Origin of the sequence: Micromonospora sp. NPDC002717, from assembly GCF_040295705.1 — a bacterium.
Lineage (GTDB): Bacteria > Actinomycetota > Actinomycetes > Mycobacteriales > Micromonosporaceae > Micromonospora.
Genome location: NZ_JBEOVW010000021.1, coordinates 1 through 15395, shown reverse-complemented (window position 1 = coordinate 15395; position 15395 = coordinate 1). Strand labels below are relative to the sequence as shown.

Here is a 15395-nt window from a genome sequence, read left to right as displayed (position 1 = left end):
CCGGGCTTGATCCGAAGGTGGTGCATTTGGCGAACTCTGCGGTGGGTGTGGACGTGGGCATCATCCACCCGTACGCCGTGGCCGGGCCCGGCGGGAGGGGCTGTTGGTGTCGGGGCGGGCGATCCGCGCCGAGCATCGCATGCACCTGGCCGACACCAAGGCCCGCCGCCGTGCCGTCGCCCGCCGCGCGCCGAAGCCGGGCCAGCGCGGTTACGACGGTGGCGCCAGTACCGGGCCCGGACGCGCAGGGTGGAGGCCCGGCATCGGAGGCGGGTGCGGCAGGCTCAACACGGGACAACGCGGACTCCGGCGCGCGACAAAGGCCTGCAAGAGTGCCGGCTCCTGGCCGTTCAAGGCGACAGGGATTCTGTCATCACGAACGCCCAGTTGGGAGGCTGTCCATGAAGGAGCTGACGGAGAACACGGCGTGGCCGGGTCCGGCCGGCCCGTATCCGGGCGGGCTGGAGAGGCCGTTGCCTTCCATGGTCGCGCGGTAGACCTCCAGCAGCCGGACGTGGTACTCCAGCGGCGCCCCCTCGGGGTTGATGCGGCCGAGCGGCGTGGTCGGCTCGGGGCACCAGGTGGTGAAGCGCGGGGTGATGCCGCGCGACATGAAGTACTGGAGGCCCACGGCGGTGGACGCGATGGCCTCGTCCACGGTCGTGAAGCCGTGCGGGGCGGCCATCTCGACGCCGGCCACGAAGTTCGGAATCACGTTGCGCGGCCCGAAGATCTCGGCCGAGTCGAGGATGCGGCGGTGCCACTCCTCGCGGCCGACGTAGCGCTCCTTGCCGGGGCAGTAGAGCTCGAATAGGCGCTTGTCCCACACCTCGTAGTTGGGGTGGTAGATCTGAATGCCATAGTTCTTGAACCGCTGCACGTCGGTGCGGGGCAGGGCCTGCGCGACCACCTTGCCGAGCCAGCGCCCCGGGAACCGTTCCTCGATCGCCTGGGCGTACCGGCCGTAGAAGTCGGCCTCCGTGCGCCCGTCGACCTTGGAAGTGATACTGCCGCCGGTAAGCGTGTACGCCTGGGACGCACGCTCGGTGTCGTACTTGTCGATGATCTCCAGGGCCTCGAGGACCTCGTCGACGGGTTTGACCCCGGTGTACGGGCGGCCGGCCGCCTTGTGCTGCCGCCAGTTGTGGTTGATGTCGCAGTACTGGCACTCCTCCTTGGCGCCAAAGTACTGGCAGACCCGGAAGACGGTCAGGTAGATGAGGTAGCCCCACTGGATCGTCGGGGCCACCTCCATCACCGATTTCCCGTTGGCCAGCGGTTGCTGGTAGTACGCCGGCATTGGCGGCAGCCCGACGTCGGCGATCGGCTTGCCGTCCAGGAACAGTCGCGTCCGTCCGTCGTCGCCGGTCCTGACGCGGTACGGCGAGGCAGGATTGGTGCGGACCGACACGATCGTCCGCCGCAGCCCGTACGGCCCGCCGGTCAGCACGATTTCCTCCGGTGGCCGGCGCAGCGCCGCCGTGCCCAGCTCCGGCAGGGTCCGGTGGTCGAAGGAGAAGATGAAGTACGACTTTGGTTTGACGTCGCCGGTTTCGTTGTCCGTCAGCGCCGAGTCGTCGAAGGCGAGCCCGCCGCGCAGCAGGTCCTCCTTGATGACCGCCTCGTGCGGTACCTGTGGGAAACGGCTCATCACATTCTCGACGAGATCAGTGCGAGACGGCATACACCCTCCTCAACGGGTTTCGCGGGACCGGGTGGCAGGGCGCCACCCGATCACCCACGTGTCAGCTCTGCTTGGTCTCCCAGAAGATGTTCGCGATCTCCTCGATCTTGGCGAGGAGTTGCTCGGCGACGGCCGGGTCGGCGGAGCCCTTCGTGCCGCTGGCACCGGCCAGCTTGGTGGCCTCGTTGAACAGGCCGTGCAACTGCGGGTACTTCTCGAAGTGTGACGCCTTGAAGTAGTCGGTCCACAGCACCCAGAGGTGGTGCTTGACCAGTTCGGCGCGCTGCTCCTTGATGATCAGCGAACGGGCGCGGAACTCCGGGTCGGTGTTGTCCTGGTACTTCTTGCTGATCGCGAGGATCGACTCGGCCTCGATGCGGGCCTGGGCCGGGTCGTAGACCCCACAGGGCAGGTCGCAGTGGGCGCTCGCGATGGTCCGCGGGCGCAGCAGAGATGACAGCCTCATCGAATTCCTCTCGGCAACAACGGTGTAGTGACGAAATCCCTGGCGTGATGGACGAGCGGACCGTCATGGCCCGAGGAACACCTCGAGCACAGCAGCCGTGACGAGCGTCGCGGCGCCGGACCGTCCGGTCCGGCCGCGCTGATGACCGTCACCCCCGTCGGACAGCGGCGGAAGGCACCCTGCATCAGCTCCGCGACGCCGATTCGTTGATCCACAACAACGACGCTAGACATTCAACCCGACTTCAGGTCAAGCCCGAGCTGTCCTGCTCACACCTCTCGTCGAGGCGTACCGGTCCCTGGCCCTGATAGCGAAGCCGATCCCCGGGATTGCGCGTCCCACACGACCGCATGGAGAGGCAGCCGCATCCGATGCAGCCCGTGAGCTGGCGCTCGAGGTTCCCGATGTAGCGCCGCCGGGCTTCCAGCTCGCCTTTCCACATACGCGACACGCGGTGCCAGTCGTGCTGGCTTGGCGGTTGGCCGGCCGGCAGCGTGGCGAGGATCGCAGCGACGTCGGCGAGCGAGACGCCGAGCCGCTTGGCGGCGAGGACAAGAGAGATGCGGCGCAGCATATGGCGCCGGTAGAGGCGCTGATTGCCAGGGCTGCGCTCGGCGGCGATCAGCCCTTTGTCCTCGTAGAACCGTAGTGCGGAGGCGGGCAGCCCGGTACGAGCAGTGACCTCGCCGACGGTGAGCAGATCATCCGGGCCCGCAGGCTGCTCTGGTGGCACCCGGAGACCGTAAAACGTGAACCCTGGTTGAGTTCAAGCGGTTGAGGTGAAGTGCGGTTGAGGTTTTAGCGTTCACCCGTGACTTACGTGATCGCGTTGCCCTGCGTGGATCTGAAGGACAAGGCGTGCGTCGACGAATGCCCCGTCGACTGCATCTACGAGGGCGATCGGATGGCCGCGCTGCCACCGCAGGAGACGGAGTGACGATCGAGTTGTCCGTGGCGATCGTCGGCGCCGGCCCGGCCGGTGTCCACGCCGCCGGTGCCTTGAGCGAACTCGCACCCGGGACGCGGATCGACATATTCGAGCGGCTGCCCGCCCCGTATGGCCTGGTCCGGCACGGCATCGCCCCGGACCATCCCGCCCGGGTCACGAAGCTCACCGGCGAGCTTCGTGCCGTGCTCGCCGGCAGCGGCGCCCGGCTCTTCTGCGGTGTCGAGATCGGCACCGACGTCACGGTGCGCGACCTGCGCAACCGCTACGACGCGGTCGTCATCGCCACCGGCGCCCGGCGCGACGTCCCCGTCGAGTTGCCCGGCCTCAATCTGCCCGGCTCCTTCGGGGCGGCAGACTTCGTCGCCTGGTACAGCGGCCACCCCGACGCGTCGCCGGCGTGGACGCTGCGCGCGGAGTCCGTCGCCGTGATCGGCGCCGGCAACGTCGCCCTCGACGTGATCCGGATGCTGAGCAAGCCCGCGTACGCCCTCGCCGGCACCGGCATCCCGTTGCACGTGTTGAACGAGTTCGCCGCCAGCCCGGTCCGCGACATCCATCTGTTCGCGCGCCGCGGCCCGGCCGACACCCGCTTCAGCCCTACGGAGCTGGGCGAGCTCGGTGACCAGGACGACGTCGATGTCATCGTTGACCCTGCCGACCTGGCCCCCGATCTGCACATGGAGCGCATGACCCGGCAATTCGCGCCCACCCGGAAGGTCGTCGACATCCTGCGAGCCTGGTCGCGGATCCCCGCTGCCGCACGGACCGCGTCACGGCGCGTCCACCTGCACTTCTACCGGATCCCCGCAGCCGTTCTCGGCGTCGACCGGGTGCAAGGGCTGCGCACCGAACGCGCCGTGCCCGACGGCTACGGGCACATCACCGGTTCCGGTGACTACGAGGACCACAAGGTCCAGGCCGTCTACCGCGCCATCGGCTACGCCGTTTCACCCCTGGCAGGTGTGCCCTTCGACCCCGGTACCCGCACTGTTCCGCATCGCGCCGGGGCGGTGCTCGGCGAGCCGGGACTCTACGTCACGGGCTGGGCCAAACGCGGCTGCATCGGCCTCGTCGGCGCCACACGCGCCGACACCTTCCAAACCGCAAGAACGCTCTTGCAGGATCACGTACGCGAGCGAGGAACCGACCATGCGTGATCCCGCACGGGTCGCCGTCATCGGCGCCGGTCTGTGGATCTAACGGTGTTTCCGGCCAGACGCACCGCGCGTTGTGCATGGTGAGGAGGGTGCCGTGACGACCCCGACACCGAACGACGTGACACCGAGGAAGGCCACAGCGCCCGTCAGCCCCCGCCGGCCTTGCGGATGTCCGTGAACCGCTGGCCGACCGCTGCCAGGTGCGTGTACGCGAGCTGCAGGTCGGCGATCGAGGTGACGAAGGGCTGACTGTCCCCGGTTTCGAAGGAGCGCGAGCAGTCGCGGCCCGCCCGCGCGGCGTGCTCGACGAAGGACTGCCAGCTCGTCTGCGCCTGCGCGTCGGGCACGGCTGCGTAGCGAGCGGCCTCCTGGGCGATCGTCTCGATGCTCGCGCACAGCGGCCGGATCCGGGCCTCGTCCACCTCGACTTTGCCGTTCGCGCCCGGCTTCCGCGCTTTCAGGTCGCTGATGGCGACGGCGAACTTGCCGTACACGTCGAAGAACCGGGTCGTCAGACTGCCGCCACCCCGGCTGATCCAGGCCGCCACCTCGACGGCCTTCAACCGCGGCGAACCCGGGGAACCGGTCGGACCGGCCGTGGGCGCGGCACCGCCGGTCGGCGGGGTGCTGCTGCTCGGTCCGGGTCGGGCAGCGGTGCCCTCCCCGGCCGGTGCGGCCGCCTCGAGCGCGATCATCAGCGTCATTGCCATCGAGACGACCACCGTGACGAACGCACGCCGCACCACCATTCGCGGCCGCCCCGGCACGCCGACGGCCGCCGGCCGGTCCCGCCGCCACCGGGCGGTGACGGCCCGCGCGCCGGCGACGAGCCCGGCGGCCGGGATGGCCGCGATCAGCGCCAACACCAGAATCTCGTCGAGCAGCCCACGCCACGCCGTCCACGCCTGCCCTGGCTGCCAGCCGCAGGAGGTGTGGAACAGCGTCAACGGCCCCACGCAGCCGTCGACGGCGACGAGCGCGAGCACGCCCACCGAACCACCGAGCACGGTCAGCTGGCCTGCGATGACCGCCGCGACGAGTTGGTAGCGGCCGGCGAGCATGCTGGCGACGAAGGCGCTCAGCGCCGCCGCGCCCAGCAGGGCGAACGTGACCCAGCCCTGATAGACGGTGACGAAGATCTGGGCCCGGGTCCCGATCACCGGCAGGGCGAGGTGCATGACCGCCATCGTCGTCGCGACCGCGGCCCAGCACAGCACAGTACCGGCGAGGGCGGGCAGCACCAGCCGCCGGAATCGGGGCAGCGGCACCGGCCGCGGCGGCATGGCCGGAGCCGGCGCGACGAGGACCTCCGCACCCGGCCCCGGCACCGGAGCCAGACCTGGACCCGGCGCCGGGCGGGGCCGGACCAGCCAGGCGGCGAGCGGAATGGCCCATGAAACAGCGACCGCGATCTGGCTGAGCGGCACGGCCTCCAGCACCATCATGGACGTCAACCAGAAGAGCACGACATAGGCCGGCAGCACCGCCTCGTACGGCAGCAACTGCCCGGGTTCGAGACCACCCGGCGCGAGGAGCAGCGCGATGTTGCTCCGCGGTATGGGCACGCCGTGCGCCAACCAGATACCCGGGCCGCGCCACCACGTCATCCAGCCCACGATCGCGACGAAGCCGGTGACGAACACGATCCACCGCACCGGGCGGAGGGAACGTCCCGGCCATGCCGACACCCACAGGTAACAGCACTGTGTGATCCACCAGGTCACCGCGACGCCGGCGACGACCAGCAGGACCAGCAGCAAGGGCTGCTGGGGCAGCCACTCCCAGATCGCGACCCGGCCGGACACGAACTCGGTCAGCAGCATGCCCAGCCCCAGCCACAACCCGGCCCGCAGGCCCCGGGGGCCACCGCGACCCGCCCGCCAAGCCGGCACCACCGCCTGCCAGACCAGACTGGAGATCACGCCGGTGGCCAGCAGCGCCACCGCGGCCACCGAGGCGACCGCCGGAGCGACCGTCGAGCCGGCCGCCGAGGCGACCGCCGACGGGTCAATCCAGAACAGTTGAGCATCGACCAGGATCAGGGCGGCACCGGTGAGGAACATCGCCAGTGCCGGGATGCGGGACAACACGCCGGGGTCGGCCAGCACCCGCCGGCGGGACTCCCAGTCGGGATGGATCCGCCACAGCTCACCGAAACCGGCCAGCAGGCGCCGGCCCCGGCCGGCCCGCGCCGGCGACGGGGCCGGCCAGCCGCGCAGATCCGCGCCCCACCGCGCCGCCGCCAGATCGGCGTGGAACTCCCGGGTCCGGAGCAGGTCCGAACGCGACAGGTAGACCAGCGCCACCAGCAGGGCCGCCGCCAGCAGGTTGCGATGCGTAGGCACCGCACCGGGGGTGAAGGGAAACCTGACGATCAGGTGCAGGTGCGTGGCCACGAACGGCACGAGCGCCACCACGACGAAGGACCGCCACAGCGCGACCGTCGCGTAGGTCAGCGTCACGTCCCGGTTGTCGATGTGCCCCAGCTCGTGCAGTAGCACCGCGCGGACGGCATGCGGGTCGGTGCGCATCCGGGCCAGTAGCCCACCGTGCAGACAGAGTCTGGGGCGTCCGGTCCGGCCGAACACCACCGCGCTGGACGACAACGCGGTGGGGTCGACCAGCACCGTCGGCACCCGCCGCAGCCCGGTCTGCACCACCAGTTCCGCGACCATCCGGCCGACCTGCCCTTCCCGGTCGACGGCGGCCAGCGGCAGCACCCGCCCGCGCCGGGCCTTCCACCGGGGCAGAACCGCGAACAACACCGCGGCGGCACCGAGCAACAGCAGGGAGGCCGCCGGGATCACCCACCACGGCGGTGTGACGGCCTGCAACTCAACGCAGTCCGTCGGGTCCCAGGTGACCCGCCGGTCATCTGTCGGGACCATGCCGGCGCAGGTGACGGCGGCCGGCCGGAGCAACCCGAGATTCGCCAGCGTGAACTGAGTCATCCACACGCTGGCGACCAGCAGCAGCGTCAACAACAACACGAAACGCAGCGTCGTGGCGGCGAGCTGCCGTCCGGCACCAGGCACGACCTACCCCTCCGCAGCGCTCTGATCGAGGGCCAGCCGGGCCACCACGGCGTCGGCCACCGCGACCGCCTTCGCCTCGGTCAGGCCCCGCTCGGCGGCAACCTCCAACACCCGCCGCCGAACCTCACCCAGCTGCTCCTTGGACAACGGAGGCACCACGACCTGGCCGGTGCCCCGCTGGAACACTCGCCGCCAGAGCGCACCGAACCCCCGCTCCGCCCGGTTGACGGCCGCGCCGGCCGCACGCTGCGCCACCTCGTTCAGCACCAGCCAGACCACCGGGGTCACCAGCACCGCGACGTCGGCCAGGCCGAACCCCAGCGCCTCGCGACGCGCTCCGGAACCCCGCAACCGGCGCGCGACCGCCCGGCCGCCCAGCGTCGCCAGACCCTCCACCACCACCAGCTCCTCCGGCGCGTGGACAGCGACCACGTCGCGCACCACCCCCGCCACCGTGCCGTGCACCGCCGAATCCATCGCAGCCTCCCGGGGACAAAGCGCAGGAAGCCACTGTCACATCAGAAACAAGCACATGCCAGTCATCGGTGCGACTAAATGAGCTTTAAGGTGTTCAACCGCAGCGCCAGGTCTAGGCCGTGTATCGAAAGTGGATCTTGGACTGTGAACGATCACGGTTCATGGGTCGGGGAGATCTCACGGGCGAACAGTGGGCGGTGTTGGAGCCGTTGTTGCCGAAGGGTGCAAGGGCGGGGCGGCCGCCTGTCTGGCCTCGGCGGCAGTTGATCGACGGCATACGGTTCCGGGTTCGTACCGGTGTTCGGTGGCGGGATGTACCTGTCGAGTACGGGCCGTGGCGGGCCTACGACCTGCTCCGCCGATGGCAGCGGAACGGCACCTGGCACCTGATCCTCACCCGACTCCATTCCCTGGCCGATGCGAAGGGTGCGAACACGTGGGACCTGAGCGTCGACTCCACGGTCTGCCGCGCGCACCAACATGCTGCCGGGGCCCGCAAGCAGGGCGACCTGCAGAAGGACCCACCGGGCGGCATCGTCGCCGAGCCCCATGATCATGGGCTGGGTAGGTCGCGCGGCGGCTTCACCACCAAGCTGCACCTGGCCGTCGAGCAGGGGCAGAAGCCCATGTCGATCGTGGTGACGGCCGGGCAGCGTGAAGACTCGCCGCAGTTCGAACCCGTGCTGGAGAAGGTCCGTGTCCCCCCGCATCGGGCGGGGCCGGCCACGCGTCCGCCCCGATCGGGTGCGGGCCGACAAGGCATACGCCTCCCGCAAGAACCGCGCCTACCTGCGCCGCCGCGGGATCCGCTGCACTATCCCCGACAAGGCCGACCAGGCACGCAACCGCCAGAAGCTCGGCTCCCGCGGCGGCCGGCCGCCGCACTTCGACCCGGCCGACTACCGCGAGCGCCACACGGTCGAGTGCGGGATCAACCGCCTCAAGAGGCACCGCGCTGTCGCCACGCGATACGACAAGCTCGCGGTCCGCTACGAGGCCAGTGTCCTCGTAGCGGCCATCAACGAGTGGCGGTGACCAGCACCGTCAGGAAAGGCGGGCGGAGGGCCAGTGGAGTTGAGGTGGTTCAGGGTTGATGGTGTGTTCGGTGAACTGGCCACAGGAGCGGAACCCCAGGCGGCGGTAGACGGGCTCGCCGTCGGCTGACGCCTGCAAGACCGCGATGCGGTGATCTCGGTCGCGGACCGCGCGGAGTGCCGCGAGCGTGATGGCACCGCCGTAGCCCCGTCGGCGGTGGGCGGCCAGGGTGGAGATGTTGTAGACACCGGCGACTCCCGCGTGATGAAACACTTCAGCGGAGCAGACCGGACGGCTCTCCACGTAGCCGACCAGATACCGGGCCGGGCAGTGCGTGGCCAGTGCCTGCGGGGCAGCCTGGTCGAAGAAGCGGCGGACGGTGTCAGCAGGCGGGTCCCAGTTCGCGGCGAGAACCGTGGCGTAATCGGCAAGCTGTTCGGGCGTGGCCACCCTCTGGATGTCCAGTCCTTGGACGGCGGGAGGTGGCAGGGTGTTGTCCAGCTCGGCCCACATCGCCGTCTCGCGTTCGGACGCCGGCAGGCCGGCCGCTGTCAGGCGGGTGGTGAGGTCCGGTGGTGTCGAGGCAGGCCCCACCCACCAGGAGAAGCGGCGGCCGGTGCGGGCCAGCGTCCGAGCGGTCTCGGTGATACGTGCAGCAGCGTCGGTGACGGTGAAGCGGGCCAAGGCAACGATATTGAAAGTGTCGTCGTCCAGGCCGCTGTCGGCGACCAGGAGGTCATCAGCCTCTGTGACGGTCGCACCAGTCATGCTCCGGTGCAGGTGACAGGCATGTTCTGCCAGGTTCCGTTCCATCCTGTCCAGCAAGTCGACTTCATTGAGGAAATGATCATCCATACAATTGATCTCAGCATGACTGGGCGAAGATCGCCTGCGACTTTGAGCCGTCCGTCGGCGGTGTCGCGCCGGCGACCAGCACATCCGATAAACGCCCTAGCACCAACGCCGTTCAGTTGAGTCGGTTGGTGGCTTGTCAAGGCGTGTCGAGGAGCGTGAGGCAGCGGAGGCCCGGTAGAGAGGGTTGTCACTCCGAAACGCCCCGAAACCAGGAGCTCCGCCGTCGGGACAGATTGCCACAACGCGTACGACGATGGTGGCGGCGGGCCAACGCCGACGGACACCCGCTGCGCGGGCAGTTCTTCCCGTACCGCCAGCGGGTCCCGCTCGACCAGGTCACCTCGTGCCCACAGCCCGCCCGACGCCGACGTCCCGGACGCGCCGCCGGGGTCCGTGGACATGTCCCCGCCCCAACCAGCCCGTCGGCACCGGAGGCGGCGGGAGCGCCGAGGCGCGGGAGGTGGCGTGACTGAGCATCCTCCCGAGCCCGCACGACTCACCGAAAGACTGCGGCTCGGATCGCGGTGCGACGGCCGCTGCCGCCAGGTGCCACCCGGAGTGGCGGGCGGTGGTCATGCTGAGAGACATGATCCGGTTCGTGCTCAACGTGCTGTGGCTTGTCTTCGGCGGTGGCCTCGTGCTCGCCGTCGGCTACGGTATCGCCGCGCTGATCTGCTTCGTGCTGGTCATCACGATCCCGTTCGGCGTCGCTTCTCTGCGTCTGGCCGTCTATTCCCTGTGGCCCTTCGGCCGCACCGTGGTGCCCAAGCCCGGCGCCGGGATTGCTTCCGGGCTGGCCAACGTCTTGTGGGTGGTGCTCGCCGGATGGTGGCTGGCCCTGTCCCACATCATCGCTGGCATTGCGCTCTGCCTCACGATCATCGGCATCCCGTTCGGTGTCGCCAACTTCAAGCTCGTCCCGGCCGCGTTCTGGCCCCTTGGCCGCGAGGTTGTCGACGCACCATAGAAGCGGCGCCTCTGATCTACAGCGATGGCCGGGACCTGGCAGGGCAAGGGCCGGGCCCGGCTCGAGCGGTCACGGGGGGAGCCATTCGAGCCGGACGCCGCCAACCTGCACCCACGACACGCCGCCGCTGCCAGCGGCAGCGGGTCGCGTTCCAGGTGGCCAAGCCGCGGCGTCACGCGCAGGAGGATGCGGGGTCGGTTCTGTTCGAGGTACTGACCGCGGTCACGGCCGCTTGACCTCACGTTCGTCGCAGGCGGTGCGGTCGCCGTCACCCGCTCGGGTCGTCAGCGGAGCATCTGCCGGCGTTTGTGTGACAGGTCGGTGTGGTGGTGGGCGCCGGGGTGGCAGTGGGGATCGGTGTGGACGGTGGCGCTGGTGAGTCGGGGTACGGCGTGGGTGAGTTGGTGTTCGGCGTCGGCGGCGATCTCGTGGGCAGCGACGAGGCTGAGGTGGGTGTCCACGACGAGTTCGGCTTCGGCGTGGAGGCGGTGGCCGATCCAGCGGAGCCGGACGGTGGTGACGTCACGGACGCCGTCGACGCCGCGCAGTGTGGTTTCGGCCTGGTCGACCAGCTCAGGGTCGACGGCGTCCATGAGGCGTCGGTAGACCTCGCGGGCGGCGTCCTTGAGGACGAAGGTGATGGCGACAGCGATGGCGAGACCGACGACCGGGTCGGCCCAGCGCCAGCCGAGGGCGGCCCCGCCGGCGGCGGCGAGTACGGCGAGGGAGGTGTAGCCGTCGGTGCGGGCGTGCAGGCCGTCGGCAACCAGGGCGGCGGAGCCGATCCGGCGGCCGACGCGGATGCGGTAGCGGGCGACCACCTCGTTGCCGATGAAGCCGACGAGGCCGGCGGCGGCCACCCAGGGCAGGTGGGTCACCTCGGCCGGGTGCAGCAGTCGGGTGATGGCGGTCCAGGCGGCGGCGACGGCGGAGGCAGCGATGACCGCGACGATGATGATGCCGGCGATGTCTTCGGCCCGGCCGTAGCCGTAGGTGTAGGCGCGGGTGGCGGCGCGCCTGCCGAGTAGGAAGGCGACCGCGAGGGGTACGGCGGTGAGGGCGTCGGCGACGTTGTGCAGGGTGTCGCCGAGCAGAGCGACCGAGCCGGAGAGCACGACGATGACCGCTTGAGCGACGGCGGTGATCCCAAGGCCGACGAGCGAGATCCACAGGGCGCGTAGTCCCTCGCGGGAGGACTCCAACGCCGGGTCGGTCTTCGCGCGGGAGTCGTGCGAGTGGGGGACGACCGCGTGGGTCAGCCGGTGCCACCAGGCGGCGAACCGGCCACCGTGGTGATGGCCGTGATCGTGCGGGTGGTCGTGGCCCTGGCCGTGACCGCGCTCGTGACCGCCCGGATGGTCGTGGCCCTGGCCGTGATCGTGGTCGTTCACCGCGTCTCCCAACGTCCCTTACGGCAGGGGAGTTGGTACCCCTGACGGCGGCGATAATATGTGCTCATGTACGCACGCGACAATGATGCAGGTGCCAGTGACCTGCAACAACGCCTCCCTGCCGATAGCCACGTCGAGGCAGCAACGGAGATGTTGCGGATGCTCGCGGACGGCACACGGCTGCGGTTGATGTGGCTGCTCGTCGACGGGGAGCACGACGTGACCGCGCTGGTGACGGCGCTGGGAGTGGCGCGGCCGGCGGTGTCGCAGCACCTGGGCAAGTTGCGGCTGGCAGGACTGGTCACGGTGCGGCGCAACGGCCGGCGTGCGTTGTACCGCGCCCGGGGAGGTCATGTGCGTCGACTCGTAACCGAGGTTATGCACGCCGCGTCGCACCGGGTGGCCGGCATCCCCGAGCACGACTGACCACCCGGGGCCAGAGCACTACGTGATGGGCTTGGAGCGGGGGGCGGTGGACCACTCGGGGGTGAAATCGCGGACCGTCTCCCTGGCGGTGCGGGCGCGGTCGCCTTGGACGTGCACCCCGAGATGATGCCGGACGGCACCTGGCCAGTCGCCTTCCCGCGCGGCGAACCATCGCCGGTCAGGCCCGGCGGCTCGGGGACCAGGATGCCTGGATAGAGTGCCTGCCATGGGTGAGGACACCGTCCGCTCGGTGGAGATCGAGCGCACCAGCGTGGGGCAGTACGTCGTGCGGAATGTCCGCGGCGGATCGATGTCGATGGGCACGGGCGAGGACGGCAGCTTCACGCCGGTGGAACTGCTCTTGGCGGCTATCGGCGGCTGCACCGCGATAGATGTGGACCACATCACCAGCCGCCGCGCCGAACCGACTCAGTTCTGCGTCGAAGTCACTGGCGACAAGATCCGGGACGAGACCGGGGGAAACCGGATGGAGAACCTCACGGTCGCGTTCACCGTGACGTTCCCGGTGGGCGCGGACGGCGACAGGGCGCGCGAGGCGCTGCCTCGGTCGCTGCAGCAGTCGCACGACCGGCTCTGCACCGTCTCCCGTACCGTCGAACTTGGCACTCCCGTCTCGATCGTCGAGGCTGCCGGTTCTACCGGGGACTGAGGTCTCCGGGCGTCATCCGGGGTCTACCGGCGGCGAGGTGTTCGATCATCCCGCGGGCGGAGTGCTCGCGCTTCTCGATGTGCAGCGTCTCTGGTCAGCTTAGCGATCCTGTGTCGGATTGGGTTTCCGGGATCGTTTCCCACTGTGGTGGGGAGGCGTGGGCGTGGAGGTGGAATCCTGCGCCCAGGGCGGCTCCTCGTGGCCGGTGGCCGGTGGTGGGTGTGCTGGTCGTGTTCACGCCCTGGTGTCGGTGGGCTGCGCGGGGCAGCCTCCGGTCCGTTGGTGCGTGTCCCTCCGGACGCTTGCCCGCCTGGCTGTGGGGCCGGGTGGGGGAGGGTGCCCTGCGTCGCCTGGGCGCGGGGCGTGGTGGCTTGTGCCGGGTGGGGCCGGTCTTCGACCGGTCCCGGCGGCTGGTCTTGGTGGGGGTGACGACGGCTGTGGTTTCGAGTTTGTCCACGACCGCGCGGATCACCATCTGCCCGCTGGCCTTGTCGGTGACGGTCGTGGCTTGGTGGGTGAGGCCGCGGGCGGCGATGCGGCGCCAGGCGCCGTTGTCGCGGTCGCCCTGCCAGCCGCAGCCGCCCGTGTTGGGGCAGATGGCCCACTTCCATCCCACCGTGGTGGGCTTGTCGGGGGCTTTGCGGTGTTGCAGCGGGGTCAGGCATTGCGGGCAGTGTTTGGAGGTGTTGCGGGCGGGGACGGTGACCACGGCGATACCGGTCTCGGCGGCAAGGTGCCGGATGCGGTCGGTGATCTTTCCGCGTACCTGTTGGGACAGGCGCGTGTTGCGGGTGCGGCCCATGCCCTTGGCTTCCATCGACCGCAGGTCTTCCACATAGATGACGCTCGCCTTGGCGGCGATCGCCTGGTCGACGGTCCAGCGGGCGGCGGCCCACGCGAGGGCGCTGTTGAGGTGTGAGCGGCGGTCGGACACGTGCCGGATCTCGGCGCGCAGCGCCTCGTGTTTCGCTTCCAGGTGCTCGTCGGGGCGGCCGCCGATCAGTCGCAGGTACTGGTCGTCCTTGGCGTGCAGCCGCTCCGACAGGCGTCGGAGGCGGTGCTGCTTGGCGAGGACTCCGGCGGCCCGAAACTGGCCACCAGCCCCCAACGCCGTGATCCGCCCATCCTTCTGTAGCCGTAGGGCTCCCGCGCTGAGGAGTGTGTTGAGGCCCCAGTCCACGCCGAGCGCCACCGTGTGACCAGCGGGCTGGGCCTTCGGCACGGCATGGGTGTATGCCATATCGGCGCACACCTGTCGGCCGGTGACGCGGAGGGTGGGCAGGTGCAGCACCGCCGAGGCGGGAACCGTGGGCGGCAGGATGATCGGGCAGGCGACCCACGTCCAGTCCCGATACGCGCGGATCCGGGCGGGTGGGTAACTGCAACCGCAGCAGCACCCGGCCCGGGTCGGTCTCGCCGCGTTCGATGGTGGCCTGCTGCCGGTCACACGCGGCCAGCAGCAGCATCCGCTGGACCTTCGGGACGCCTTCAAGCTCGAACACATCCACCGGCAAGTGACCGGTGGCCCTGAGGAACGTGGCGGCCTGCCGGGTGCGGGACTTGATGATGCTGGACGGCAGATGTTCCCCGCCAGGGATCGACGCCCGAACCTGCTCCCACTCGGCGGGAGTGCGCTGACGTGGATCGGCCGGCCACGTCGCCAACACCCCCGCGGTCACACCGGCACGCCACCCCACCGAACGCAGAACACGCCCCGCCTGCTCCTGCGCCATCCGCACGACCCGGTCGTTGACGATCACACCCTCCGGGACGGTGACCGTCCAGCCCAGCCGCCGCAGCGCCATCCACGCATGCGACGGCAACCTCCGGCCACCCGCGTCCACCCCGCAGGCCAACACTCCCACATCCGCGGCATTCCAGTGCTCGCTGATCAGAGCGCCCACCATTCCCGCCACCAGATCGGCACACCAGCCGACACGCTGCGCAACCGCGACCTGGGACAGCACCTCACCGGTCTTCTCGTCCACACCCCCACGCACAAAGGTGGGGGCGCACGCCGTGCGGGACGTCTCACCTTCGGCCAGCGGCAGCTTCCCGCTCACCGGCCTACCACCTCGACACCGATCGCAGAAAACCGGCGCCCACGGCCGAACCACGACACCGGAACCCTCCCCGACCCAGCCCAAAGACGAAACGTCACCGGGTGAACACCCAGACGATTCGCGGAGGGAGTGTCAAGTTAACGGCTGATCTTGGTTGTTGAGGTGGTCAGTGGTTGGCCGGGGTGAGCCGGCCCTCGAAGGCGATCTGGAAGGCGTTCAG

General features: G+C 69.8%; 13 protein-coding genes and 1 pseudogene. 6 read left to right on the top strand and 8 right to left on the bottom strand.

Annotated features, from left to right (window positions below; genetic code table 11):
• Window positions 1–373 precede the first annotated feature (373 nt).
• The 3 genes from ABT006_RS25815 to soxR all read right to left on the bottom strand — a co-directional run bounded on the left by ABT006_RS25815 (window position 374) and on the right by soxR (window position 2883).
• Window positions 374–1651 carry a radical SAM protein gene (locus ABT006_RS25815; protein WP_350710412.1) on the bottom strand — a complete coding sequence of 426 codons (1278 nt, stop codon included), beginning with the start codon at window positions 1649–1651 and terminating at the stop codon, window positions 374–376.
• Between the two features lie 94 nt (window positions 1652–1745).
• A complete protein-coding gene (gene sodN / locus ABT006_RS25810) occupies window positions 1746–2150 on the bottom strand; it encodes a superoxide dismutase, Ni (RefSeq protein WP_350710411.1) in 405 nt (134 codons plus the stop codon).
• 244 nt (window positions 2151–2394) lie between these two features.
• A complete protein-coding gene (gene soxR, locus ABT006_RS25805; RefSeq protein WP_350710409.1) occupies window positions 2395–2883 on the bottom strand; it encodes a redox-sensitive transcriptional activator SoxR in 489 nt (162 codons plus the stop codon).
• Window positions 2884–2961: 78 nt separating this feature from the next.
• Between soxR and ABT006_RS25800 the strand changes: the two are divergent.
• A pseudogene (locus ABT006_RS25800) lies at window positions 2962–3078 on the top strand (ferredoxin); the annotation flags it as partial.
• A 5-nt stretch (window positions 3079–3083) separates the two neighbouring features.
• Window positions 3084–4256 carry an FAD-dependent oxidoreductase gene (locus ABT006_RS25795; protein ID WP_502891021.1) on the top strand — a complete coding sequence of 391 codons (1173 nt, stop codon included), beginning with the start codon at window positions 3084–3086 and terminating at the stop codon, window positions 4254–4256.
• Window positions 4257–4402: 146 nt separating this feature from the next.
• Here ABT006_RS25795 and ABT006_RS25790 read toward each other — a convergent pair whose 3' ends face one another.
• Together ABT006_RS25790 and ABT006_RS25785 are read right to left on the bottom strand one after the other, a co-directional pair.
• Window positions 4403–7291 (bottom strand): M48 family metalloprotease, encoded by a 2889-nt coding sequence (locus tag ABT006_RS25790; protein ID WP_350710406.1) that lies wholly within the window; start codon window positions 7289–7291, stop codon window positions 4403–4405.
• Between the two features lie 3 nt (window positions 7292–7294).
• Complete coding sequence (locus ABT006_RS25785; protein WP_350710404.1) at window positions 7295–7768, bottom strand: hypothetical protein; 474 nt, start codon at window positions 7766–7768, stop codon at window positions 7295–7297.
• 161 nt (window positions 7769–7929) lie between these two features.
• Here ABT006_RS25785 and ABT006_RS25780 point away from each other — a divergent pair.
• Window positions 7930–8803 (top strand): IS5 family transposase gene (locus ABT006_RS25780; protein WP_350710540.1). Its coding sequence is split into 2 segments (ribosomal slippage): window positions 7930–8469 and window positions 8471–8803, totalling 873 coding nucleotides; the frame shifts between segments, so codons are not numbered across the junction.
• 9 nt (window positions 8804–8812) lie between these two features.
• On the opposite strand, the gene ABT006_RS25775 is transcribed toward ABT006_RS25780, so the two are convergent.
• Window positions 8813–9658 (bottom strand): GNAT family N-acetyltransferase, encoded by an 846-nt coding sequence (locus tag ABT006_RS25775; protein ID WP_350710402.1) that lies wholly within the window; start codon window positions 9656–9658, stop codon window positions 8813–8815.
• A 586-nt stretch (window positions 9659–10244) separates the two neighbouring features.
• On the opposite strand from ABT006_RS25775, the gene ABT006_RS25770 reads away from it, so the two are divergent.
• On the top strand, window positions 10245–10625 hold the full coding sequence (locus ABT006_RS25770; protein WP_350710401.1) for a YccF domain-containing protein: 381 nt from the start codon (window positions 10245–10247) through the stop codon (window positions 10623–10625).
• Between the two features lie 284 nt (window positions 10626–10909).
• On the opposite strand, the gene ABT006_RS25765 is transcribed toward ABT006_RS25770, so the two are convergent.
• Complete coding sequence (locus tag ABT006_RS25765) at window positions 10910–12016, bottom strand: cation diffusion facilitator family transporter (protein ID WP_350710399.1); 1107 nt, start codon at window positions 12014–12016, stop codon at window positions 10910–10912.
• Window positions 12017–12082: 66 nt separating this feature from the next.
• On the opposite strand from ABT006_RS25765, the gene ABT006_RS25760 reads away from it, so the two are divergent.
• Complete coding sequence (locus tag ABT006_RS25760; protein WP_350710397.1) at window positions 12083–12442, top strand: ArsR/SmtB family transcription factor; 360 nt, start codon at window positions 12083–12085, stop codon at window positions 12440–12442.
• A 226-nt stretch (window positions 12443–12668) separates the two neighbouring features.
• Window positions 12669–13112, top strand: coding sequence for an OsmC family protein (locus ABT006_RS25755; RefSeq protein WP_350710395.1), 444 nt, complete (start codon window positions 12669–12671; stop codon window positions 13110–13112).
• A gap of 94 nt (window positions 13113–13206) precedes the next feature.
• Here the strand turns inward: ABT006_RS25755 and ABT006_RS25750 are convergent, their stop codons facing one another.
• Entirely contained in the window at window positions 13207–14403 is a 1197-nt protein-coding gene (locus ABT006_RS25750) for a zinc ribbon domain-containing protein (RefSeq protein ID WP_350710393.1), read from the bottom strand.
• Window positions 14404–15395: the final 992 nt, after the last annotated feature.

What these genes read in the sequence shown, in the direction of transcription:
- ABT006_RS25760 (WP_350710397.1), top strand. Translation starts at nt 12,083, where the DNA reads ATGTACGCACGCGACAATGATGCAGGTGCCAGTGACCTGCAACAACGC.
- ABT006_RS25785 (WP_350710404.1), bottom strand. Translation starts at nt 7,768, where the DNA reads ATGGATTCGGCGGTGCACGGCACGGTGGCGGGGGTGGTGCGCGACGTG.
- ABT006_RS25770 (WP_350710401.1), top strand. Translation starts at nt 10,245, where the DNA reads ATGATCCGGTTCGTGCTCAACGTGCTGTGGCTTGTCTTCGGCGGTGGC.
- ABT006_RS25815 (WP_350710412.1), bottom strand. Translation starts at nt 1,651, where the DNA reads ATGAGCCGTTTCCCACAGGTACCGCACGAGGCGGTCATCAAGGAGGAC.
- ABT006_RS25775 (WP_350710402.1), bottom strand. Translation starts at nt 9,658, where the DNA reads ATGGATGATCATTTCCTCAATGAAGTCGACTTGCTGGACAGGATGGAA.
- ABT006_RS25755 (WP_350710395.1), top strand. Translation starts at nt 12,669, where the DNA reads ATGGGTGAGGACACCGTCCGCTCGGTGGAGATCGAGCGCACCAGCGTG.
- sodN (WP_350710411.1), bottom strand. Translation starts at nt 2,150, where the DNA reads ATGAGGCTGTCATCTCTGCTGCGCCCGCGGACCATCGCGAGCGCCCAC.